General features: G+C 70.1%; 19 protein-coding genes and 1 pseudogene. 11 read left to right on the top strand and 9 right to left on the bottom strand.

Going from position 1 to position 22,326, the window contains the following annotated elements; all coding sequences use genetic code 11:
- Window positions 1-39: 39 nt before the first annotated feature.
- Both ACH4C6_RS30160 and ACH4C6_RS30155 read left to right on the top strand, forming a co-directional pair.
- Entirely contained in the window at window positions 40-1,422 is a 1,383-nt protein-coding gene (locus tag ACH4C6_RS30160) for a DoxX family protein (protein WP_398111798.1), read from the top strand.
- Window positions 1,423-1,482: 60 nt separating this feature from the next.
- Window positions 1,483-2,874 carry an FAD-binding oxidoreductase gene (locus tag ACH4C6_RS30155; protein WP_398111796.1) on the top strand — a complete coding sequence of 464 codons (1,392 nt, stop codon included), beginning with the start codon at window positions 1,483-1,485 and terminating at the stop codon, window positions 2,872-2,874.
- Between the two features lie 33 nt (window positions 2,875-2,907).
- Here ACH4C6_RS30155 and ACH4C6_RS30150 read toward each other — a convergent pair whose 3' ends face one another.
- Window positions 2,908-3,591, bottom strand: a complete 684-nt coding sequence (locus ACH4C6_RS30150) for a hypothetical protein (RefSeq protein WP_398111794.1) — start codon at window positions 3,589-3,591, stop codon at window positions 2,908-2,910.
- Window positions 3,592-3,830: 239 nt separating this feature from the next.
- Window positions 3,831-4,418 carry an SMI1/KNR4 family protein gene (locus ACH4C6_RS30145; RefSeq protein WP_398111793.1) on the bottom strand — a complete coding sequence of 196 codons (588 nt, stop codon included), beginning with the start codon at window positions 4,416-4,418 and terminating at the stop codon, window positions 3,831-3,833.
- A gap of 586 nt (window positions 4,419-5,004) precedes the next feature.
- On the opposite strand from ACH4C6_RS30145, the gene ACH4C6_RS30140 reads away from it, so the two are divergent.
- Complete coding sequence (locus ACH4C6_RS30140; RefSeq protein WP_010059700.1) at window positions 5,005-5,160, top strand: hypothetical protein; 156 nt, start codon at window positions 5,005-5,007, stop codon at window positions 5,158-5,160.
- A 173-nt stretch (window positions 5,161-5,333) separates the two neighbouring features.
- Here the strand turns inward: ACH4C6_RS30140 and ACH4C6_RS30135 are convergent, their stop codons facing one another.
- Together ACH4C6_RS30135 and ACH4C6_RS30130 are read right to left on the bottom strand one after the other, a co-directional pair.
- Window positions 5,334-5,954, bottom strand: coding sequence for a hypothetical protein (locus tag ACH4C6_RS30135; protein ID WP_398111792.1), 621 nt, complete (start codon window positions 5,952-5,954; stop codon window positions 5,334-5,336).
- A 146-nt stretch (window positions 5,955-6,100) separates the two neighbouring features.
- Window positions 6,101-7,336, bottom strand: coding sequence for a glutamate--cysteine ligase (locus ACH4C6_RS30130; RefSeq protein WP_398111791.1), 1,236 nt, complete (start codon window positions 7,334-7,336; stop codon window positions 6,101-6,103).
- Window positions 7,337-7,774: 438 nt separating this feature from the next.
- On the opposite strand from ACH4C6_RS30130, the pseudogene ACH4C6_RS30125 reads away from it, so the two are divergent.
- The 6 genes and pseudogenes from ACH4C6_RS30125 to ACH4C6_RS30100 all read left to right on the top strand — a co-directional run.
- A pseudogene (locus ACH4C6_RS30125) lies at window positions 7,775-8,071 on the top strand (urease subunit gamma); the annotation flags it as partial.
- Between the two features lie 24 nt (window positions 8,072-8,095).
- A complete protein-coding gene (locus tag ACH4C6_RS30120) occupies window positions 8,096-8,629 on the top strand; it encodes an urease subunit beta (protein WP_398111892.1) in 534 nt (177 codons plus the stop codon).
- A gap of 53 nt (window positions 8,630-8,682) precedes the next feature.
- The gene (locus ACH4C6_RS30115) at window positions 8,683-10,668 is read left to right on the top strand and encodes an urease subunit alpha (RefSeq protein ID WP_398111891.1); all 1,986 of its coding nucleotides are present in this window, start codon (window positions 8,683-8,685) and stop codon (window positions 10,666-10,668) included.
- Window positions 10,669-10,773: 105 nt separating this feature from the next.
- The gene (locus ACH4C6_RS30110) at window positions 10,774-11,448 is read left to right on the top strand and encodes an urease accessory protein UreF (protein ID WP_398111790.1); all 675 of its coding nucleotides are present in this window, start codon (window positions 10,774-10,776) and stop codon (window positions 11,446-11,448) included.
- A gap of 28 nt (window positions 11,449-11,476) precedes the next feature.
- Window positions 11,477-12,172 (top strand): urease accessory protein UreG, encoded by a 696-nt coding sequence (ureG, locus tag ACH4C6_RS30105; RefSeq protein WP_398111789.1) that lies wholly within the window; start codon window positions 11,477-11,479, stop codon window positions 12,170-12,172.
- A gap of 104 nt (window positions 12,173-12,276) precedes the next feature.
- On the top strand, window positions 12,277-13,035 hold the full coding sequence (locus tag ACH4C6_RS30100) for an urease accessory protein UreD (protein WP_398111788.1): 759 nt from the start codon (window positions 12,277-12,279) through the stop codon (window positions 13,033-13,035).
- A gap of 63 nt (window positions 13,036-13,098) precedes the next feature.
- Here ACH4C6_RS30100 and ACH4C6_RS30095 read toward each other — a convergent pair whose 3' ends face one another.
- From ACH4C6_RS30095 to ACH4C6_RS30075, 5 genes are all read right to left on the bottom strand, one after another.
- Window positions 13,099-13,347: a hypothetical protein gene (locus ACH4C6_RS30095; protein ID WP_398111787.1), complete on the bottom strand. Its 249-nt coding sequence runs from the start codon at window positions 13,345-13,347 to the stop codon at window positions 13,099-13,101.
- A 13-nt stretch (window positions 13,348-13,360) separates the two neighbouring features.
- Window positions 13,361-14,047, bottom strand: coding sequence for a TNT domain-containing protein (locus ACH4C6_RS30090; protein WP_398111890.1), 687 nt, complete (start codon window positions 14,045-14,047; stop codon window positions 13,361-13,363).
- A 264-nt stretch (window positions 14,048-14,311) separates the two neighbouring features.
- On the bottom strand, window positions 14,312-15,358 hold the full coding sequence (locus tag ACH4C6_RS30085; protein WP_398111786.1) for a hypothetical protein: 1,047 nt from the start codon (window positions 15,356-15,358) through the stop codon (window positions 14,312-14,314).
- A gap of 31 nt (window positions 15,359-15,389) precedes the next feature.
- Window positions 15,390-17,252, bottom strand: coding sequence for a DNA/RNA non-specific endonuclease (locus ACH4C6_RS30080; RefSeq protein ID WP_398111785.1), 1,863 nt, complete (start codon window positions 17,250-17,252; stop codon window positions 15,390-15,392).
- A 216-nt stretch (window positions 17,253-17,468) separates the two neighbouring features.
- Window positions 17,469-20,837 carry an ALF repeat-containing protein gene (locus ACH4C6_RS30075; protein WP_398111784.1) on the bottom strand — a complete coding sequence of 1,123 codons (3,369 nt, stop codon included), beginning with the start codon at window positions 20,835-20,837 and terminating at the stop codon, window positions 17,469-17,471.
- A gap of 576 nt (window positions 20,838-21,413) precedes the next feature.
- On the opposite strand from ACH4C6_RS30075, the gene ACH4C6_RS30070 reads away from it, so the two are divergent.
- Both ACH4C6_RS30070 and ACH4C6_RS30065 read left to right on the top strand, forming a co-directional pair.
- Window positions 21,414-21,941, top strand: coding sequence for a hypothetical protein (locus ACH4C6_RS30070; RefSeq protein WP_398111782.1), 528 nt, complete (start codon window positions 21,414-21,416; stop codon window positions 21,939-21,941).
- A gap of 83 nt (window positions 21,942-22,024) precedes the next feature.
- On the top strand, window positions 22,025-22,326 hold a 302-nt coding region (locus ACH4C6_RS30065), incomplete at its 3' end, for a trypsin-like serine protease (RefSeq protein WP_398111781.1).

Genomic DNA, 22,326 nt, shown 5'->3' with positions numbered 1-22,326 from the left:
CCGCACCCACCGAAGACGGCCCCGAGAAGGCGAGGAACGATGAAGGTGCGAGTAGGCAAGTGGCTGCGGACCGCCGCGTCCTCAGCGACGGGCCGGGCCGCCAGACGCGCGCTCGCGGCGACCGGTACCTCTGCGGCCCGGCCGAACCGGTCCGGGGCCGCGCGCGCCGCCTACCGGTTCGGCTGCGTCTACACCGGCTTGTACTGCCTGACCTCCCCACAGGTGTACCTGGCGCTGCGCGGGGGCGGCATGGGGCGTCTTCAGGAGGCGGCCGACGCCTGGGCGAAGCTCTGGGCGATCCGCCCGGTGCGGAACTGGATGTCCGTCCGGTTCCTCGGCAAGGAGCTGGGCGACCGCTTCGAAGGCGGCGACGACCCGCACACCTGGGCGGGACAGCTCTGCTGGCTCGCGGGCGCCGCCGTGGCCACTCCGGCCTTGTCCGTGCTGGAGCGCCACCGGACGGGTAGTGCGGCACCGCAGGAGTGGCTCCGCCTGGCCGCCCGCTTCTGTCTCGCGGGCCAGATGTTCTCCTACGGCGCGGCCAAGGCCGTCCCGCTCCAGTTCCAGCTGCCACCCTCCAAGCTCGTCGAGCCGCTCGGGGAGCTCAGCCCGATGAGCCTGCTGTGGGCGCAGACGGGATCCTCGAAGCCGTACCAGATGGTGCTCGGGTGCGCCGAGATCGCGGGCGGACTGCTGCTCGTCCTGCCGCGCACGGCGCCGCTGGGCGCCCTGCTGTCCGCGGCGGAGATGGCCCAGGTCCTCCTGCTCAACCTGACCTTCGACGTCCCGGTCAAGGTGCACTCCTACCAGCTGCTCCTGCTCAGCCTGCTGCTGCTGGCCCCGCACGCGCCCCGCCTGGCCGGGGCCGCGCTCACCGGGCATCCGCTGCCCGCCGCCTCGACCGGAGACCTCTTCCGTTCCCGCCGGGCGAACCGGATCGCCACCGCCCTCCAGGCCGGGGCCGGACTCTGGCTCCTCGGCGCCCAACTGCGCAACGACTTCACGTTCTGGAAGAACCACGGAGGCGGACGCGAGAAGCCCGAACTCCACGGCGTCTGGGACGTCACCGACTTCTCCGTCGACGGCGAGCAGCACCCGCCTGTGACCACCGACGACCGTCGCTGGCGCCGCGTCGTCGTGGACTCCGCCGACGTCGTGGCCATCCAGCACATGGACGACTCGCTCGATCCCTGCATGGCGGCGATCGACATGGACGCCCGCTCCCTCGCCCTGACCAAGATGACCGATCCCACCTGGCGGGTGACCTTCGCCTTCGAGCGTCCCGCCGACGACGCACTGATCCTGGAGGGCAAGGCCGACGGCTGCCACCTGCGCCTGCACCTGCGCCGCCGCGCCCCGCACACCTTCCCTCTGATCAGCCGCGGCTTCCACTGGGTGCAGGAGAACTCGTCGCTGCGGTGACGCGATGACGGGCCGCACGCGATGCGGTGGCCGGGGTGGGCCGAGGAAGGAGAGCAACGTATGAGCGGTATGAGCGGTGACGCCGACGCACTGGCCGCCGAGGTGAGGGGGCCCGTCCTCCTGCCCGGCAGCGGGGAGTACGACGAGGAACGGGCCGGATTCCAGGCCGGCTTCAGGCACCGCCCGGCTCTCGTCGTCGGCGCGACCCGCCCCGAGGACGTGCGCGCCGCGGTCCGCTTCGCCGCCGAACGGAGCATGCCCGTCGCCGTGCAGTCCACCGGGCACGGCATCGTCACCGCCCTGAACGGTGAGGGCCTGCTCATCACGACCCGTCGGTTGAAGGGCGTCTCGGTGGACGCCGATGCCGCCACGGTCACGGCCCAGGCCGGCGTGCTGTGGGGAGAGGTCGTCGAGCAGACCACCCCGCACGGCCTGGCCCCGGCCAACGGCTCAGCCCTGCACATCGGCGTCGTCGGCTACCTCCTCGGAGGCGGTGTCGGCCTGCTCGGCCGCCGCACCGGGTACGCCAGCGACCACGTACGCGCCCTCGACATCGTCACCGCGGACGGACAACTGCGCCACGTCACGGCCGGCGACGACCCCGACCTGTTCTGGGCGCTGCGCGGCGGCGGAGGCAACTTCGGCGTCGTCACCGCCGTCGAGACCGCCCTCATGCCGGTGACGCGGCTGTACGGCGGCGCCCTGCACTTCGCCGCCGACCGCCCCCTCGACCTGCTGCACGCCTACCGGGCATGGACGTCGACCCTCCCCGAGGAACTGACCTCCTCGATCTGCCTCATGACCTGCCCACCGTGGGCCGACGTCCCCGAGCCGCTGCACGGACGCTACGCCGCACACATCCGCATCGCTTTCACGGGACCCGCCGACGAGGGCGAACGGCTGGTGGCGCCGCTGCGGGCTCTCGGCCCGCGGCTCGTCGACACCGTCCGGGACATGCCGTACACACAGGTGGGCACCATCTACCAGGATCCGCAGACCCCCCACGCCTACTTCGGCAGCAACGTCCTGCTGCGCGAACTCGACCCCACGGCCCTGCGGACCGTCGTTGATGTGGCGGGGCCCGATGCGGCGGTGCCGTGCAGTGTCGAGATCCGTCACCTGGGCGGCGCCTTCTCCCGCCGGCATCCCGGCAGGGGGGCGGTCGGCGCCAGGCAGGCCGCGTACATGCTGCGCGTGACGACCGGCGGCACGGCCGCGCCGTCCGCGTCCGCCCGGCCGGTCCACCAGAAGGTGTACGACGCCCTGAAACCCTGGACCGTCGGCCGCAGTCTCAACTCCGTCTACAACGACGGCGCCCCGGTGCCGGAGGAGCAGGTACGCGAACTCTTCGCGGCCGAGGACTTCGAGCGGCTCCGCCGCGTGAAGACGCTGCACGACCCGCACAACCTGTTCCGGCTCACGCACAACGTCCGGCCGAAGGGCTGGAGTTGATGCACAGCGGCGGCGGACGCGCTTGATGACATATCAGGGCTGTTCGCGCAGCACGGCGAAGAGCGCCCGATCCGTCGGGAGCCCGGCGGCGTCGAAGGCGCGGTGCCGGCCGAGATACTCGACGCGGCCGCCGGAACAGGTCTCCCGCAGATACGTGCCCAGCCAGGCGTCCGGACTGGGCACCATCGCAGGAAGCCCGAACTCCGCAGGCATCTCGTCCTCACCGGTGTCGAAGAACATCACCTTGCCGGTGCGCGCCCACACGTCCCGCAGCAGCGCCGTGGCCGTCTCCAGCCCCTGCAAGCGCACCAGGTGGTGCCACACCGACAACACCAGCGTGCAATCGGCCGCCGGCAGCAGGCCGACCGTGTCGGGCCGCAGCTCCAGTTCCATGATCGCCACATTGGTCAGCCGGTTGCGCCGCACCGCGGTGGCCGCGGTACGCGCGTACTTGGGTTCCGCTTCCAGTGCCACGGCCGCCACCCCCCGGCGGCCGAGCATGATCGGGAAGTAGCCGGCATTCGCACCGACATCCAGCGCCGTCCGCACGCCCAGGCCCTCGACGACCGGCTCCATCGCCGCCCATCGCGACATGGTGCCGTCGGCCCGCTTCGCTCTGCGCACCGGCAGTCCCGGCACCGGCTGGTAGATGCCGTCGGGCAGCGCGTCCAGCTTCAGCCGGACCAGATCGAAGGCACCGTCGATCACCAGGCGCACCCGGTGCAGTGCCCGCCGGGCCGGGATCCGCTGATGCATGCGCACCACCCGCGTGGATGCCTGCCCCGTACGACCCCGACCCACACGCCACCTCCACCACCAGCGGACACGACACTGCTACTCGTCAGCATCGACCATGGCCCCCACCGGCATCCCCACCGACGCGCAGCGCAGCGCGGCCGGTCGGAACCGGGTGGTGCGGGTGCGGCACTGTGCGCCGCTGCGCGCCTGCGGAGGAGTCATGGCGAGTGAGCGAGCCGCTGCCGAAGCGGCTGTGCTCGAAGCCTGGGTGAGGTGAGTTCCAAGGCCCGGTTGTCCTGCCCGGCAGCCATGTGGTCGAGCCATCGTTCGTACCAGGCGAGGAAGTCCGGGGCCGAGGAGACGTTCGGACCCCAGAAGCCGTCTGCGTTGCCGACGAGCATGCGTCCGGTGAGAGGGCCGGTCATGCCGATGAGGACCAGATCGCTGCATCCGCGTTCGATGGCGTGCAGGAACAGGTCACCACGGCGCGTGGGCCGATGAGCCCGGCTGAACCCCCTCGAGCCCGTTCCGGCGACTCTGGCGTTCATCGTGAAGAGCGTGCAATCCTCCAACGGGATCAGTCCGTAGTACGGAGACGCTCCTGTACCGCCCATCTGGGTGAGGAAGTCCAGGTAGGGCTGGGGGAGATCCACCTCGTGCTCGGCTTGGAAGGCGTCTGCCCGACGTTCGGTGAGCCGGGGGCCGAGACGAAATCGGTGCCGCTCCTCGCCGAAGGAGTGGCTTCGGCCGGGCGTGTAGGGGACGCGTGCCAGCTTGCGTCGCAACCGCGCGATGCGGGAGTCCATGCGGGCTCTTCTCTCGTGTCGCCCGCAACCTATCGCACGGCAGCAGATCTGATCCTGCGAGCCCTGCCGGATCGGGCACCGCTGCGCCTGGACGGACTTGAGGACCGGGATTCTGGGCGAACTCGTCAGGTTTGGCATTTACGGTCGAGAAGCGGCGAGAGTGACGAGAGCGACGAGAAGGGGCAGTCCTTCGACGTTCGGCACAACGAGGATGAATAGCGCATACGGGCTGGCGGTGTCACGAGCGGAGAGAGGTTCGAAGTGAGCCACCAAGCCGACAGGCGGCCACAGCGCCGTCACCCAGCACGGGTGAGCGGGGTGCAGGATCCTTTCGATCTGGGGCCTGACCTGCCCGAATGCGCCATGGCCCGGTGTCCCGATCGCCAACTCCCGAACCCTCGGGGGCGGCGCACTGAACAAAGTCTCGAAGCAGTGCGTGAACCTCGCTTCGCCGGGCACAAGGACTATCGCACCGAGGTCCTGGCCCTCGGAGCTGGTAGGGATCCAAAAGCCAAGGGACGGAAATCGGACCCTTGCGAAGCTCAAACGCACACGCGCTTGAGCCGGAATTGACGATGGGGTTGAGATGATTATTCTTGGGCTTATTCTGCTGATTATCGGCCTGCTTGTCGGCATGGGCCTGCTGACGACGATCGGTGGAATCCTCATTCTGGTGGGCGCCATCCTGTGGATCCTGGGTGCGACCGGTCGCGCGGTCGGTGGACGAAAGCACTTCTTTTAAAGGATCGCCGGTCGTGCCAACCGGCGATCCCCTGTAATGCTCGTCAGGTGATGAGCTGTCTTGGCTGCTTTGAGGGCTGGGCAGGCGCTGTCCGCAGGTGATGCGGGCGCCGGTCCAGCCCTCAGCACGTTCCGCACAGCGTCGAGGATCGGGTCGAGGTCAGCCGTCCACGGTCAGGGCAGTCCCACCAGCCCCCAGCCTCGATGCGCAGCCTCCGTGGTCACAGTGCCCCATTCACGCAATAGGGCCGTGAAGTCCTCGAAGCTGTCAGGGCGCCCGGCCCAGGACTGACATTCGGCGGCGAAGGGTTTCCGCAATTCCTCGAGGCGGGATTCCGCCCGCGCCCAGGCGAGGGCCTTGCCTGGCATGACCTCGGGCGGGCATACGAGGAGAAGCGACGGGTGCCGGCGGTCCGCGGCCGACGGCAAGAAGCCTCCGCCGCCGGTCAGCGCAAGGTCGTCGGCCGGGTCCGCGTTCCAGATCAGACCGCCGAGGAAGCTGTCCATCGCTTCCCGCAGGGACGCGTCGACGAAGGGCCTCATATCGGCCCACGCATTCCCCGCATGAGCATGGTGTCGATAGGCGCCGGTGGTGGCGAAGAAGTCGTACTCCGCGCACCATGCCCCCTCGCGGTCCGGAAGCCATGTCCAGCCGCCGCGTGGCCGGCCGATGTAGTACTCGTCGTCGATCTCCGGCGGGAAGGCGGCAACCTGCAGCGCCTCAAGGCGTTTCTCGACTGGCGTGGCGCTCAAGTGCCTCCAGTCCGCCATGAACAGCATGAGATCGAGACCCATGGCGGCAGGATAGGCACGTACGGTGGAGGGTCCGAGATCCGGTACCCACGGTCAGCGGTGACCTCCCTCTGGGAGCAGGTCACCGCTGACCGTGGGTACCGACGCTCACGCCCCGATCCCTGCCCCTGCAGGCACGTACTTCGGACTCACTGTGGTCCGCCCTGTCCGGCCGGCGCGCCGGGTGGGGCGGTGGGGAGTGCCTGCGTCGGGCAGGTGGCGGCGACGACATGGTCGACGACGTCGTGAAGGCTGGAGCGATGGCGGTAGGCGGCACGCTGCCGCTCCGCTCCGCCTCCCCGGGTGCGCACGCGTTCCCAGTGGCTGCGCACGAGGTCGAGGTCACCGCTGCGGTGCAGGGCGGGGGACAGGGTGCGCAGCATGTGCTCCACCTGCTCGGTCGCGGGGACCAGGCGCCGGGTGAGGGGATCGAGGGCGTGTCCCGTGAGTCCGTCGCGTGCTGCCCGCCAGGAGGCGGCGCGCAGGATCTCGGGGGCCGGGCGGGGGGCCGGTTCGCCGGCGCGGATGGCCCTGAGCGCGGTGGCGACCAGGGCGCGGACCACTGCGGCGAGCAGGATGGTGTCCTCGGGGGTGAGGGCTGCGTCGGCGACGCGTACTTCGACGGTGGGCAGATGGTGGGAGGGCCGGACGTCCCAGTAGAGGCCGCCGTGGTCCAGGACGGTGCGGGTGAGGATGAGTTCCTCGACGAGTTCCTGGAAGTGGGCGGGGGACTCGAAGTAGGGAGGTGGGCCGGCCACCGGCCAGCGCCCCCAGGTGAGGGTGCGCCAGCTGGCGTAGCCGGTGTCACGGCCGTCCCAGTAGGGGGAGTTCGCCGCCAGCGCGGTCAGTGTCGCCAGCCAGGGGCGCAGGTGGTTGCTCACCTCGATCGCTTCACGCGGGTCGGCCACGCCGACGTGCACGTGGCAGGCGCACGCGCTCTGCTCGTCGTCCAGTGCGCGGAAGAGCGACAGGCTCTCCGCGTACCGCGGGCCCGGCGTGAGGGGCACTGGTGCGACCAGGCCGGTGATCGGGGAACCGCTGGAGGCGATGCGCAGCCCCCGCCCGGCCGCCGCGCGCGCCAACGCCGCGCGTACGGAACGCAGTTCGGTGAGTACCTCGCCCAGATGCGTATGGGGGTCGGTGCGGCCCTCGAGCTGGTAGCGAGTCAGTTCGGTGTCGACGAGGTGCTCGAGCTCACCGGCGGTCGCCGCGGCCGCCGCGGCCACCTGCGGGCCGCCGGGCCGCACCGTTCTGCTGACGGGATCGACGAGGAGGAACTCCTCCTCCACCCCCACCGACAACAGCGCCGGGGCCTGTCCGAGCGGAGTGGGGCAGGTGGCAGGGGCGTCGTTGGGGGGCAACTGCTGCTGCGGCTGACTGGTCACGATGCCCGACTCTGACAGAAGGCACCGTCGCCCGGACGGCACAACACTTCACTCGTCCGGTTTTGGGGCCCGGCCCACACGGCACCAGGCGCGCCGACACACCGATGCCCTCGAAGGGGAGGCCGGCCCGCACCGTACGGAGCATCACGATGTTGGCCGATCTGCGCAGGCGCGACGTGGCCGGGACTGTGCTGAACCCGGACCGTGCTGACCTGGACCGTGCCGGCAGGCCGCGTCGGTGTCAGAAGGCACCTGCATTTGTTGGGCACTTGAAGCCCCGCGATGTATTTCACCGGATGGTGTGGTGTGATCCCGGTTTGGCTCTTTGTGTGAGGTGACTCCGCGATGCTCGAAGAGCGCCCGGTCGCCGTCGCTGGAGAACGGCGTCGGCGGACGGGGCCGCTGCACCTGCACGACCAACAGAGAGACGGGCTCATCGTGCATTTGACTCCGCATGAGCAGGAGCGCCTGCTGATCCATGTCGCGGCCGATGTCGCTCGACGCCGCCGCGAGCGCGGGCTGCGTCTGAACTACCCGGAAGTGATGGCCCTGCTGACCGTGCACGTCTTCGAGCAGGCGCGGGAGGGCAGGACGGTCAGCGACATCATGGACTCGGGTCGGCACCTGCTCACGCGCGAGGAGGTGATGGACGGCGTCCCGGAGATGATCAAGGACGTGCAAGTGGAGGCCACGTTTCCCGACGGCACCAAACTGGTCACCATCCACGACCCTCTTCCCGAGGCCGCGGCGGAGCCCGAGGTGTACCCCGGCAAGGTGGAGCACCCCCAGTCGCCCCGCACGCCGGGCTCGCCCGTCGACTGCGAGGACGGCGGCACACCGTCCAGCGACTGGGACCCCGACGAGATCGTCCGCCGCTACGACCCGATCTGCTTCAACGTGCACCTCGACGGAGACCCGGAGGGCGTCAGCCTGCAGCAGGACGCCACGGTGCTGCCGGGACCGGGCAGGACGAGGATCAGAGTGAAGAACGAGTCCGACCGCCCGGTCCAGGTGGGCTCCCACTACCACTTCGCCGAGGTCAACCCGGGGCTGAGGGTCATCAGCGTCGAGGTCCCGGCCGGCCAGGCCCTGCCTGAGGATCGCAGTCTGGGGAAGTGCGAGGCAGCCAAGGGCAGGCGGCTCAACATCGCCGCGGGCACGTCGGTGCGGTTCGAACCGGGCGACGAGTGCTGCGTGGAACTGGTGCAGATCCGCGGTGATGTCACGGCCGGCGACGGCAGCACCAGCGACCTGAGCAAGATTCACGGACTGCGCGAAGGGATCGTTCCATGAGCACGCCGCAGGCGCACGGCCGCAACCAGGAACCCGGGGCCGGTCTCCGGCCGATGGCGAGCAACGAGCTGACGCGGGCGGAGTACACCGCCCTGTACGGTCCCACCACGCGCGACCGGGTCCGTCTCGCCGACACCGACCTCACGCTGCAGATCGAGGCCGACTGGAGCGGCGGCCCCTCCTACAGCGGCAACGAGATGATCTTCGGCGGCGGCAAGGTGATCCGCGAGTCGATGGGCATGTCGCACCTGGCCCGGGACGGCAGGAGCGTCACCGGCGACGCCACGGACCACAGGCCGGTCGACACCGTCATCACCGGCGCACTGGTCCTCGACTGGTGGGGCGTGGTCAAGGCCGACATCGGCATCCGGGACGGACGCATCGCCGCCCTGGGCAAGGCCTACAACCCCGAGACCATGGACCCCGTCCCGAGCGACCGCTTCGAGATGCCGGACCGCACCACCCGCGGCAACACGCTGCCGATCCCGGTGACACCGACGAGCTTCGTGATCGGGCCGAGCACGGAGGTGATCTCCGGCAACGGCAAGATCCTGACCGCCGGCGGCGTGGACACCCACGTCCACTTCATCTGCCCCGGCGAGATCCACGAGGCCCTGGCCTCGGGCGTGACGACCCTCATCGGCGGCGGCACGGGCCCGGCCGAGGGCAGCAAGGCCACCACCGTGACCCCGGGCGCCTGGCACATCCGCCGCGTCTTCGAGGCGCTGGACGAGTTCCCCGTGAACGTCGGTCTGCTTGGCAAGGGCAGCACCATGAACACGCACGAACTGAACGCGCAGGTGGACGCCGGTGTCTGCGGCTTCAAGATCCACGAGGACTGGGGTGCCACTCCCGCGGTGATCGACCGGGCCCTCGACGTGTGCGAGGAGCGCGGCATTCAACTCGCCCTGCACGCCGACTCCCTGAACGAGTCGGGCTTCCTGGAGAGCACACGGGCGGCCTTCACCGGCGGCGCCGGGACCACGGACGGCGAGCTCACCGAGGGCAAGGCACGCGCCATCCACATCTTCCACGTCGAGGGGGCCGGCGGCGGACACGCGCCGGACATGATCGAGCTGGTCAAGGACCCCAACGTGCTGCCGGCCTCGACCAACCCGACCCGGCCCCTGACGGTCAACACCGTCAAGGAGCACGTCGACATGATGATCGTGTGCCATCACCTCAACCCCGAGATCCCGGCGGACATGGCTTTCGCCGACTCCCGGATCCGGCCCTCCACCATGGCCGCGGAGGATCTCCTGCACGACATGGGCGCCATCTCGATGATGTCCTCCGACGCCCAGGCGATGGGCCGCATCGGCGAAATGATCATGCGTACATGGCAGACCGCGCATGTCATGAAGGCCCGCTACGGCCCGCTGAAGGAAGACCTCGCGGCCGCCCGCGTCCGCCCTGCCGACGAGGACGAGGACCACGCGTTCACCGAGCGGCGGCAGCCGAACGACAACTTCCGCGCACGCCGCTACGTCGCCAAGTACACGATCAACCCGGCGATCACCCACGGCATCGACGGACACGTCGGCGACGTGCAGACCGGCAAGCTCGCCGACCTGGTGCTGTGGGAGCCCAAGTTCTTCGGCGTCAAACCGCACATGCTCCTCAAGGCCGGTCAGCTGGCCTACGCGCAGGTCGGCGACGCGAACGCCTCCATCCCGACACCGCAGCCGTACCTGCCCCGACCGGTGTGGGGTTCCACCGGCCGTGCCCCGGGGCGCAACTCGGTCAACTTCGTCGCCCCGGGCGTGGCCGACACCCTCAACGGAGACGGCACCGGCGACAACCCCGGCCTCGGACTCGACAAGGACTTCGTGGACATCACCAGCACGCGGCAGGTCACAAAGGCCGACATGAAGCTGAACGACACCGTGCCCGACAGCCTCGAAGTCGACCACAACAGCTTCGAGGTCACCATCGGCGGCGCGACCACATCCGACGCCCGCACCGAGATCAACGGTGCAACCGTCCCACGCTCCTACGTCACCGAAGTACCCCTGGCGCAACGGTACTTCCTCTTCTGATCAGGTCCCCCGCCCGGCCGGTCACCCAACAGCCGGGTCCGCCGGGCCCGGCCGACGAACCCCACCCGGCACCACATCCCCCATGCGAAAGGCAGCCGCTCCTCCATGAGCCTTGCAGCCCTGCTCCTGCTGGCCGACGGGCGCTTCCCCGCCGGAGGACACGCCCACTCCGGCGGCGTGGAAGCAGCCGTCGCCCAACAGGCCGTACACGACACCGCCGACCTGGAATCCTTCTGCCGGGGCCGCCTGCACACCACCGGCCTGACCACGGCCGGCTTGGCAGCCGCAGCGGCCGCCGGACTGGACCCCCTGCTGCTGGACGAGGCCGCCGACGCACGCACGCCGGGCCCCGCCCTGCGAGCCGTCGCCCGCCGCCTCGGTCGGCAGATGATGCGTGCGGCCCGAGCCATCTTCCCCTCCGGGGCGCTGGAAGCGCTGGCCGCCGCACGTCCCCGGGGCGCGCACCAGCCGATCGTGCTGGGCCTCGCCGCCCGAGCCGCCGGCCTCACCCCCCTGGATGCCGCCTACGCCGCCGCCTACGAGAGCACCGGCGGTCCGGCGACCGCGGCCGTGCGCCTGCTCAGCCTCGATCCGCTCGACGCGTCAGGGCTGCTGGCCCGCCTCGGCCCCGACATCGACACCGTCGCCGCCGCTGCCGCCCGAGCCGCCGACCGCGCTCTCACCGAAGGCGTCGACGCACTGCCGTCGGCGTCCTCGCCGCTGCTGGACATCACCGCAGAACAGCACGCCGCCTGGACCGTACGCCTCTTCGCCTCCTGACCCCCACCCACATCCACCGGAGCCCCCCGTGCACCTCGACCACCACGTGACCATGCCGCAGCGCCACACCCACAGCGCCGAACCCGTCCGCCCCGACGGCACCCGCCGTGCCCTCCGCGTCGGCCTCGGTGGGCCCGTGGGCACCGGAAAGACCGCCAGCGTCGCAGCCCTGTGCCGCACCCTGCGCGATCGCTGGTCCATCGCCGTCGTCACCAACGACATCTACACCCGCGAAGACGCCGAATACCTCCTGCGCGAAGCCGTACTGCCCCCCGAACGGATCACCGCCGTCGAGACCGGCGCCTGCCCCCACACCGCCATCCGCGACGACATCTCCGCCAACCTCGAAGCCGTCGAACACCTGGAGGAAACCCTCCAGCCCCTCGACCTCGTCCTCGTCGAATCCGGCGGCGACAACCTCACCGCCACCTTCTCCAAAGGCCTCGTCGACGCACAGATCTTCGTCATCGACGTCTCCAGCGGCGACGACATCCCCCGCAAGGGCGGCCCCGGCATCACCACCGCCGACCTCCTCGTCGTCAACAAGACCGACCTCGCCCCCTACGTGGGCGCCGACCTCGCCACCATGGCCGCCGACGCCGAACGGCAACGCGGCGACCTGCCCGTCGTCTTCACCAGCCTCACCAGCGACGACGGAATCCGGGAAGTCGCCGACTGGGTCACCGCGCATCTCACCGCCTGGCACGCCGAGGCGACCGCATGACCGCTGCCACGTCCCGATCGGCCCCGGGCCCGACGCCCCGGAACGAACGGCCAGGCACTGCCCCGGTCCTGGGCTCCGGCGAGCCTGCCGTACACCCGGCCGGCGTGCGCGCCCACGCCCGCATCCACGCCACCCACAACGGACACGTCACCACCCTTCCGCGACTGCACAGCGACGGGCCCTTCCACCTCCGCCGCATGCGCCCCGACGGCAACACCGCCCGGGTGGGAATCATCGGTGCGATGAGCGGCCCGCTCGGCGGCGACCGGCTCACCATCGACGTCACCGCCTCCGAGCGGGCCGCACTGGACGTCACCACAGCAGCCGCCACCCTGGCCCTGCGCGGGCCCACCACAGCGCCGGCCACCTACGACGTACGGCTCACCGCCGGCGACCACGCCCACCTGCGCTGGCTGCCCCAACCACTGATCAGCGCCGCCGGAAGCAACCTCCGGCAGACCTACACCATCGAACTGGCCCCCACCGCCCGGCTGTTGCTGCGCGAGGAGCAACTCCTGGGCCGGGCCGACGAAGAGCCGGGCCACCTCGTCAGCCGGCTCCTGGTCCACCGCGCCGGAGGTGTCCTGCTCGACCAGCAGACCGCCTACGGAGACCCGGAACCCGGCTGGGACGGCCCCGCCGTCCTGCACCGGCACCGCGCCGTGGGCCAAGTCCTGCTCGTCGACCCGGCCGCCCGACTTCCCGCCACCTCCGTCCTTCTCGGCCGGGGATCCCCGAGCGGACAGGCCGTCCTCACCCCGCTGGCCGGCGGCCTGGCGCTGCTCGCAACCGCCGTCGCACCGACCTCCGCGGCCCTGCGGGACCTGCTCGACGAAGCCCTCACCCACGTCCGGCCGAGATAGCCAGGCCCCGAGCGCACAGCCCGAGCCCGCCCGCTCGCCCTCTCGGACGAGCGGGCGGGCTCGTCAGCCTTCTGCGGTCAGCAACCGCAGAAGATGGGCGCAGGCGTGCTCCTCATGCGCGTGCCAGGCGATTGCTTCCCAGGTGCCTCGCTCGTGGGCTCCGGTCTCCCACGTGCCCGGGACGGCCGTGGACCGGCGCAGATACAGGAAGTCGGTGGGCAGGGGAGAGGGCTGGTGGACACCTTCGATGTAGTAGTGGCCGTCCTGCACGCCCCGGGCGCGCAGGACGGTGCGCAGACTCTCGCGGTCCACCGGCCGACCGGGTTCAGCCTGCGGCGGGGGCGAGATAGCCGTGGTCCAGCAGCCACTTGACGTTCAGCCCGTCCCCCTCACCCGGGGCGAGGAGGGCTGGGTCGAGTTTGATCTGCTGGCCGCCACCGGGTTGTTCGAACCAGGGGGCGATGCGGCCCTGCCAGACGGCGAAGGGCTGTGTGACGGTGTAACGGTGGTAGTCGCACGGGTGTTGCGGGTCGCGGGTGTTGAGGTTCTGCGGGGGCAGGGCCCGCTTGGCGTAGGGGTCGCCGGCGGGGGCGAGGTAGGAGCCGTACTCGGAGCCGAAGCGGTCCAGCTTCTCACCGGGCTCCAGGACCTCGACGTGCTTGACGACCTCCCCGGTGTTGGTCTCGGCGAACCCGTCGTCGGGCGGGTACTTCCACCCACCCGGGCCCTGAGGGCTGTCGTCCTTCCAGTACTTGGCCAGGAAGTCCCGGGGGGACAGTCCACCGGTGCGGTGGTAGTTCTTCAGCAGCGGCCCGACCGGCTCCTGCCATGAGCGGGGCAGGATCTGCGGTCCCAGCCGCGCATCTCCCCGGTACTCGCCGGTGCAGGGGGCAGGCGGCGACTCGACCGGTGCGGGGCGGGGACCGGCGTCCTCGGCGGCGGTGGCGGTGGCGGCAGCCGGCGTCAGAGCGGCAGTCGCGGTCAGTGCCAGTGCGGACAGGGCGCTGCGCATGCGGTGGTTCACGTGTCGTACTCCGGTGACTCGGTCGAAGAGGAAGCCGACTCAGGCGTGCATACCTGGAGCAGGCTGGTTCCAGGTTGTCGTGATCCGATCCCAGGATGCAGAAGGGCCGGAACGGCCGAGACAGAGATCAACGATCGGATGACCGGCAGGACATGCGTTCCCTGGCACCGTTCGAGACCGGCGACAACCCCGGACGCGGCATCCGCCAGCCGCTCGTCCGGGACGAGGTGTATGAGGGTTCGTCCTGGAAGCTCACTGGACGAGTTCGATGTGCGGATGGTCGGGGGACACCGGGCAGACGTGGAGTTGCAGGTCGTAGGCGTCGGCGATGTTGAGCAGAGTGACGTTCGACGGCTGGGTGCCGAGGGGGAGCAGGGTCGGGTTCGTCCGCTCCTCCTCGGGCATCCAGCTCCGACTCCCGGAATTCCATTCCCTGCTGGCGATGGTGACGAGTGGGATCGTCTCCGTGCCGCAAGCGGGGCAGGGGCGGGGGACGGGGTCGGTGAGGCCCCAGCGGGTCCAGCCGCCCGTCTTCCACCCGGGGGCGTGGCACAGGTTGCGGAAGTAGAACTCCTGGGGGGTCTCCGCGCCGGTGCTGTCCCACGTGAGTCCGGCTGCCTGCCACCGGCTCACGTCTCCCAACTGCCGCTGGAGCTCCGTGCTCAGCTCCGGGGGGCTGGGGTACTCGGTGACCTGCTCGGGTGCCAGAAGGCATGGCTGCGGGAGGTACCACTCGAACTGGATCACGGGTGGCTCGGGCGGGTTGTCGAGGATGTCGGTGACGCTGGTCGACGAACGCCAGCGGAGGGCGGTTCGGGGGTGTGCGAACTCCGAGTGGTCGCAGGGGCACCACAGGACTTGGAGAAGATCGGCTCCGGGAGGGCTGCCCGGGAGAGGAACGTCACGGGCGTAGAGCTGGGCGACGGGAATCATGGGAATCGGGCCGTCGAACCACGGGTGGCCCTTCCGCAGCCGCTGTTCGATCTCCTGCTCCTCGGGCGTGACCGCGAGTGCTTCGGAGTCGCGGAGCCGGCGCTCGGCCGCTGCGGCACGGATGCGACGCAGGAGCCGTATGTCGTCCGGGGGGTGCAACTCGTCTGTGGCGTCACTGTCGTGCGGCTCTTCGCAGTGGGGCCACGGCTCGTCGGCGGGCCCGAGGAGCGGCCCGCCGACGGAGCTCTCGTGCGGGGTGGGCGACCCTGGGCGGGGATGCAGCCGGGTCGCCGTGCGGGCCAACGGGGCCAGACCTGGCAGGAGCGCGGTCACGTCGAACGGCCGCGGCGGCGTGGTGAAACTCATGCTGGCTCCCGTTGGCGCGAACTGACGGTGATCAGTTGCCGAGGTTGTACAACCCGGTGTTCTTCAACGTGTTGGTGACATAGACATTGTGGAACAGCCGCTCGATCGTCCCGTCCGCCCGCTCGATGTCAGCGGTCATCGTGACTCCCACCGGGATGGTGCTGGTGCCGTCGTTGTAGACGGGCGTCACCTGGTAGAAGATCGCGTCGTCCGGACCGAAGGCGGAGACATCGCTCTTGATGACCTTCTGCGCCATGGCCTCGTACGTTCGCATGCTGGGCGTACCCGTGTTCATCCCGGACTGCCAGCACGGGACGAGATTGACCTGTACACCCCGTCCGCCGGCGACGTTCGGGATCAGATGACACCGGGCCAGCCCGTTGGTGAGCGAGTTCGCGGTCCGGAAGAGCTGCGCGTCCTGCCAGCCGGGGATGTCTCCCTGTGCGTCGGTTCCTTCCGGGGCCGTCCTGTCCAGGCATGCCTGCGCCCGGGTCGGCCTGGCCCCGGCCTGCCCCAGCGGAGTGGTCGTCTTGTTGACGTGGGGGACCGGTTCGGTGGTGTTCAGGATCCACCCGGCGCCACTGGTGGGTGCCTCGTCCGGCTTGCTGTCCAGGCAGCGGGCACGCGGGCCGGTCTCCGGCAGCGAGAACGTCAGCTCGAACTGGTCGGCGTCGATCACCCGTTGGCTCTTGAAGCCGTCGGCGAGCTGCCTGTCGGCGAACTGCTTCTCGCCGGGTGTGACGTGGGCCTGGACGCAGGGTGCGGCGGGGTCCACGACACGGGCGTCGTTCAGGACGTAGGCGCCCCATTCGCCGCTGGCGAGATTGGGGATCACCTTGACGCATTCGGCGCCGGCGGCACCGCCTTGCTTCGCCTCGCCGAAGGGAAAGTCGCCGCAGGAGTCGTTGTCGACGAGTTCCGGTTCGGGTGTGAAGCCGCTGCACGTGCGGGCGGTGCGGTCGGCCACGCCGCTCGTCGACCGGGTCAGGGGGCTGCCCTTCTTGCCCCAGGCGCCGCTGAGCTTCTTCTGCGCCCAGGCGTAGGCGGCGACGGCGCCGCCGGCTTCGGAGGCCTGCGCGCTCATCGGGACGACGGGCATGATCGAGGGGATCACACAACCGGCCGCCGAACCGCCGCCGACCGCGTCGTCGCAGCGGATCTTGCGCGGGTTGTCCCAGGAGGCGCTCGGGTCGACGGGCGTGGCTCCCGGGGAGGTGACGTACAGCTTGTACGAGGTGAGGAACTCCGCGACCGAGCCCGTCGCGGGCGCCGAGGAGTACTTGACGTCGCCGGACAGGGTCTTGCCCAGGACGATGCCGCTCTCGTACCAGGGCGCGGTCGTCGTCGCCCTGCAGCCGGTCGTGCAGGAGGCGCGCAGCTTGGCGTCGAGGGCGGTGACGGCGTTGCTCGCGGAGGTCATCGTCACGGTGACGTGCTCGCTCCACGCCGTGCCCGCCGCAGGCAGTGACGCGCTGGTGGAGACCTCCAGGGTGCCGCGGCCGAGCTCCGCGCCCTTGGTGTCGCGCAGGATGTAGAGGACGTTCACCCCGGTCACGCAGTAACTGAAGCGTTCGTACGAGTAGTTGCCTGGGCTGGTGAGGGAGCAGCTGCCGAGGCCGGCCGAGGCGGCGGCGAGGCTCTGCTGTCGTGCCTTGGCTCGCGCGGCCGGGAGGGGCGTCGTGCTCACACACGCCTCGACGGCGCCCGCCCGGCGCTCCTTCGATCCCCTCTTCGTGGGCTCGCAGCGTTCCCCCGACTGCTTGGGGAAGGGGCTGGTGGCGGAGACCGGGGTGCCGGCCTGGATCGTCGGGTCCGCCGTGCCGGCGCTCCGCGGCTTCTCGCCGGCGGTCTGCTGTGCCGTGGCCGTACCCGCCGTGGTGAGTCCCAGCGTCACGGCGGCGAGTACGGCAAGTACGGTCGACCGCGCCCGTATTCGAAGTGATGCGCCTCGCTGGCGTCTGTCGTGCATGTTCGTCAGGTCTCTTTTCCTTGTTTCTTCGTCCGGGTGGCAGGGAGAGGGGGGCACGGGACGGGAAGTGCGTGCCCCCGGGTGCAGCGGTGGGCGGCCCGCGCTCTACCGCGGCAGGGCCGTACGGGAGGGGCTCACTCGTCAGCCGACGAGGTCGAACAGATCCTTGGTGATGGCGGAGACCCCGTCCTCGACGACGTCCGCGATCTTGCCCACGACGGGCTTGACGACCGTGCTGGCAGGCTTCACCGCGCCCAGCCACTTGGACTGGCCGTAGGTGACCAGGCTCAGGCCGGTGCCTGCGGCGGACCACCAGAAGTCACTGCTCGTGAAGCCGTGTTCGATGCCGGTGAAGACCGTGCTGATGGCGCTCGCACCGGTCGAGACACCGGCGAAGAAGCCGGCTGCCGCGAAGGCCGGTGGGAAGACGAACCCCGCGAGAGTGCAGCCCGCGGCCAGGAGGCCCGCACCGACGCTGACCACATTGGCCGCGTCCGCGTAGAACTGGGCGTCGTTCCACCACTCGTCCGAGTCGGCAGGATCCTTGGTGCCGTTGGGGTTGACCTGGTTGTTCCGGTCGTTGGCGGCGGGGTCACGCTTGGCCTCGCGGTCCTGCCGGGCCTTCTCGGCGGCCTCCTTGGCCCTGGCCGCCACCTCGGCCCGGTGCTTCTCGGCCGTGATCCGCTTGGCTTCGGAGTACGCGGCGGCGGCCTCTTTCGCGTCCGCCTGCGCGGCAAGCATGGAGGCACGTGCGGCGTTGGCCGAACTCTGCGCAGAAGCGGAGGACTTGAGGGCGGCGCGCGCCGAGTCGATCGCCTTGTTGGCCGAGTAGTTGGCCGATCGGGCCGCACCACGGGCGGTCGCCGCGGCCGCCTTCGCCGTGTTGGCGGAAGCCTGGGCAGCAGCAGCCGACTTGTCGGCGGCGTCCGCGTTCCGGCGCGCCTCGTCCGCGTAGCTGTCGGCCGCCTTGGACGAGGCGATCGCCTTGTCCGCCCACTCCTGGGCCTTGGCGGCGTTGTTGCGGGCCAGGTAGGCGGCCTGGGTCGCCCGCGCGGCGTTCTCCTGCGCCCGCTGAGCGATCTTCGCGGCGGCGGCGATGGCACCGCGGACCGCGGCGACATGGGTGGCGGTGTCGTGGTCGAGCTGCGCCGTCCGGAACTGGACCACGAGGATGAAGTTGCGGAGCATCCACGCCGGGCCCTCGAGGGCGACCTCGGCGTAGGCCTTGGTGAAGGCACCGCCGGTGCTGATGAGCTTCCCGGCGAGGACCCTGTCGTCCTCCTGCTGCGCCAGCGGGTAGTCGTGGTCGAAGAAGTGGTTGAGGGACTCGGTGGTGTTCTCGTCGAGTGCCTTGTTCGCGGCGTTGGTGACGGCCCTGCCCGCGCCGTCGTTGAGGATCTTGTTGATGGCGACGCGCAGTTCCTCGTCGGACGCCTTCTTGATGCCGATGGTGAGGAAGTCACCGATGGCCTTGGAGCTGGAACTCTCCAGAGCGAGCTGGGCGGCCTCCGCGATCTTCGGCGCGGCGATCGTCGCCACGTGGAGGGCGGTCTCGCGGTCGTCCTGGCCCTGGGCGAGGGCCCGATCGAGGTCGATCCAGGCGAAGACGTCGTCGTCGGAGCCCGCCAGGGCGTGCTGGGCGGCCTGTCGCGTCCAGGCGCCCCGGGACTCCATCAGGCCGATCGCAGCCTTGCGTCCCAGGGTCGCGGCGAGCGCCATGTCTCCCGAGTACAGGGCCTGTTCGGCTTTGGTGGTGAGGTCCTTGATCTCCTGTGCGGTGCGCTGCGCCAGAAGGCGCTTGTCGCGGACGTCGGACAGATCGCTCGCCTCGGCGGAGGCGAGCAACTGCGCCTCCTCGATCGCCTTCTGCTTGTCCTGCTCCAGCGTCTGGGCCTCGGCGGCACGGGCGTTCTTCTCCACCTCGATGGCGTCGGCGACGGCCTTGGTGGCGACGTTCGCGGCCTTCACGGCCTCGTCCGCGTGCGCGGTCGACTTGTTGGCGTAGTCGATCGCCTGGCCCGCGTACTTCACGGCCTCCTCGGCGGCGGCTGCCGCCTTGTCGGCGTGGGCGGCTGCGGACTTGGCGGCGTCTCGGGCGGTACGGGCTGCTGCTGCGGCGGCGCTGGCCAGTGCCTGGGCGGCGGAGGCCGCGTTGGTGGCGCGGTTGGCGGCACTGGTGGCGATCGCGGCCTGGCGCTTGGCCTCGGCCGCCTCCGCCTGAGCGACCCCGGCGGAGGCGGCGGCCTGCGCGGCGGCCGTGGCGGCGGCGGCCGAGTTCCGTGCGGCGGAGGCGGCGGCCGTGCCGGCGGATGCGGCCGCATCGCCGGCGATGGCCGCCTTGTCGGCGGCTGCCGCGGCGCTCCGGGCCTTGGCCGCGGCGTTCTTGGCGGCGACTGCCGCGTCCTTGGCCTCCTGCGTCTTGCTCGCGTCCTTGGAGGCGGCTATCGCAGCCCTGTAGGCACGGGACGCGGCGCTGCCCGCGTTCGAGGCGGCCTGAGCGGCGCCGGTGGCCGCCCACGAGGCCCGGCGGGATGCGTTCACCGCTGCGTTGGAGGCGTTGATGGCATTGCGTGCGGCATCCGCCGCGCCCTTCGCCGCGTTCGCCGCCTTCCGGGCCGCCGCCGCTGACTTCGTCACGTCGTTCTGGGCCGCGGACGCTTCGGCGGCGGCCTTCTGGGCGGCTTCCTTGGCCTTCCCGGCAGCGGTCTCGGCGCGGGCCGAGGCCTCCACAGCCAGGTTGGTCTCCTTCTGGGCACGCTTGCCCTCGCGCTCGACGAGCGCCACCAGCTCCTCGATGGTCGCCGACTCCTGGTCACGGGCGCGCGCGATGTGCTGACCGGTCTCCATGAACCACTCGACATCCGCCGCGGTCCCCTCGAGCGCGCGTCCCGCGTACTTCTGCACCTCCGGGCCACCGTTCATCAGCATGGCGCTGACCTGGACCCGGGTGTCCTCCAGACGCGCGTCGTACTGCTTGTCGGTGAGGAAGCCGGTGAGAGCCGGTGCGGTGGCGGTGTCGAGAGCGGCGTTGGCACTGCGCACCACCGCCTTGTCACCCGTGGCCGAGACGGTGGTGGTGGCGACCCGGAGATCCTCCAGGATGGCCGGTCTGAAGCCGTCCTCGAGGAACGCGGCGATCGCGGCGTCGCCGCTCTCGAGAGCGGCGACGGCCTCTCTTCGCAGACCCTTGCCGGCCCGGTCCAGGCTGCGGACGATCGCGACACGATTGTCCTCCACCGTCTGCCTCGGCAACGTCTCGGCTAGGAAGGTCTGGATGTCGGCGTCCGACCCGTACAGGGCCTCGGCGGCAGCGGCCTTGACGCTCCTGCCACCGGTCAGCCACGCCTTGACGACCTTGGCGCGTTCGGTGTCCGGCAGCGGCACCGGATCGGAGGTGGCGCCTGCGGCAGCGGCGGTCGTCGGGAGGAGAGTGAAGGGAGTGGACGCCATGGCGGCGGAGGCGGCGAGCGCGCCGAGCACGCGGCGCCGGCTCCAGAAGACTGTCTGCATCGGAGAGTTGTCTCCCGTGTGAGCTGGTGACAGGACATGAGCTGGTGACAGGGCGTGCCGGGTGGCACTGACAGCACGGTTTCCGGCGTGCCTGAGAGGCGGAATGCCGACGGACGCGAAGTGGCGTGCGTTCGCGGTGACGTGCAAGCCCGGACCATATCAACTGTCCATGCACCATAAGTCAATTGCGGCGTTGAAGGTTTCAACTCGCGTTTTCAAGGGCTGACTTGACGGTACGTCATTGGCTTCTTCACAGTTTCTTCACACTTCCTCGTGCAACCTTCATGAAGTGTGATGCAGGTCATGAATGAGGCTGGGGGATTGCGTCGGTATGCGCGATTTTCCCTGCTCGACCTGGGGGTGGCTTCGTGTTTGCATGATGAAGAGGATGGTGATCACGGAGATGGGTACTTCTCGCTTTCGATAATCAAGCGAGCCTCTTGCCGTGGGGATGGAGCGCACCCGGAAAGGCGATGCCGAAAGCGCATTCCGGTGCGCCCGAAAGCCTCTGTACAGGTCACGAACATCCGGTCGTCGGCGACACATTTGGGGATGCAGATGAAGCCATACAAGAGAATGTCTGTCACGTCGCAGCGGAAGCGGATTGCTCTGCGCGCACTGGGCGCGGCGGCGGTCGGCGCCCTGGCCTGGGTAGCGGCGGCCACGACCATCCCCGCCGGGGCCTCGCAGGAGTCGAAGCCCACGGCGCTGGTGGCGGGGGAGTCCCCCGGCTATGCGGTGGAGGACTTCAGCTACCCGCTGGCGGACAAGATCCTGGCCGAGAAGAACATCGTCCTCAAGCGCGGTGACGGGCACATCACCCTGGCCGACTGCGGGAGCGGCTCAGGCCTTTTGGAGATCATGGCTCGGAACAAGGCGGAGAAGATCTGCTTCAAGGTGGTGGGCGACTCGGGCTGGCTGACCCTGGAGATCCCGGCGGTCTACGCGATCAAGGGCAACGACTACACCACCGAGGTCGACATGACCGTCGGCGCCGAGGAGAAGTCGTTCGACCTCAACAAGAACGCCTGGACCCCGGTGGGTGAGGCCGCCGACGAAGAGGGCCGCGATCACCTGCTCGTCGAGATCAGGTCCTCCAAGTAGACGCGCCCGACTTTGTCATGCCCACCGCAGCGCACTCCGATGTCCTTCGGGCGCGCGGCCCTCGTGTCTAGGAATCCACGTTCATGCACCTCTCCAGACGTCGACGCATCTCCGCGTTGACCACCGCCTTGCTCGCGGCCCCCCTTGTTCTGGGCGCCCTCCCGGCAACCACCGCGTCGGCTTTCGCGCTGGGTGGAGTCGACGCGCCGGCGCAGATGACCTCTGTCGCGAAGGTCGAGGTCGGTGAGCAGGCTGCCTGCACCGGCACTTTTGTCGACCAGCAGTGGGTTTTGACCGCGGCCAGTTGTTTCGCCGCGGACGGCAAGTTGACGGCGGGCAAGCCCGCCGTGACCACCACCGTCACGGTGGGGCGGACGGACCTGAC

Origin of the sequence: Streptomyces sp. NPDC017943 (assembly GCF_044328425.1) — a bacterium.
GTDB classification, from domain to species: domain Bacteria; phylum Actinomycetota; class Actinomycetes; order Streptomycetales; family Streptomycetaceae; genus Streptomyces; species Streptomyces djakartensis_A.
Note: the sequence above shows the minus strand (reverse complement) of the source record. Positions and strands in the feature narration are given on the sequence as shown.

What these genes read in the sequence shown, in the direction of transcription:
- ACH4C6_RS30145 (WP_398111793.1), bottom strand. Translation starts at nt 4,418, where the DNA reads ATGGACTCCCGCATCGCGCGGTTGCGACGCAAGCTGGCACGCGTCCCC.
- ACH4C6_RS30075 (WP_398111784.1), bottom strand. Translation starts at nt 20,837, where the DNA reads ATGCAGACAGTCTTCTGGAGCCGGCGCCGCGTGCTCGGCGCGCTCGCC.
- ACH4C6_RS30090 (WP_398111890.1), bottom strand. Translation starts at nt 14,047, where the DNA reads ATGCGCAGCGCCCTGTCCGCACTGGCACTGACCGCGACTGCCGCTCTG.
- ACH4C6_RS30110 (WP_398111790.1), top strand. Translation starts at nt 10,774, where the DNA reads ATGAGCCTTGCAGCCCTGCTCCTGCTGGCCGACGGGCGCTTCCCCGCC.
- ACH4C6_RS30115 (WP_398111891.1), top strand. Translation starts at nt 8,683, where the DNA reads ATGGCGAGCAACGAGCTGACGCGGGCGGAGTACACCGCCCTGTACGGT.
- ACH4C6_RS30155 (WP_398111796.1), top strand. Translation starts at nt 1,483, where the DNA reads ATGAGCGGTATGAGCGGTGACGCCGACGCACTGGCCGCCGAGGTGAGG.
- ACH4C6_RS30160 (WP_398111798.1), top strand. Translation starts at nt 40, where the DNA reads ATGAAGGTGCGAGTAGGCAAGTGGCTGCGGACCGCCGCGTCCTCAGCG.
- ACH4C6_RS30140 (WP_010059700.1), top strand. Translation starts at nt 5,005, where the DNA reads ATGATTATTCTTGGGCTTATTCTGCTGATTATCGGCCTGCTTGTCGGC.
- ACH4C6_RS30085 (WP_398111786.1), bottom strand. Translation starts at nt 15,358, where the DNA reads ATGAGTTTCACCACGCCGCCGCGGCCGTTCGACGTGACCGCGCTCCTG.
- ACH4C6_RS30135 (WP_398111792.1), bottom strand. Translation starts at nt 5,954, where the DNA reads ATGGGTCTCGATCTCATGCTGTTCATGGCGGACTGGAGGCACTTGAGC.
- ACH4C6_RS30070 (WP_398111782.1), top strand. Translation starts at nt 21,414, where the DNA reads ATGTCTGTCACGTCGCAGCGGAAGCGGATTGCTCTGCGCGCACTGGGC.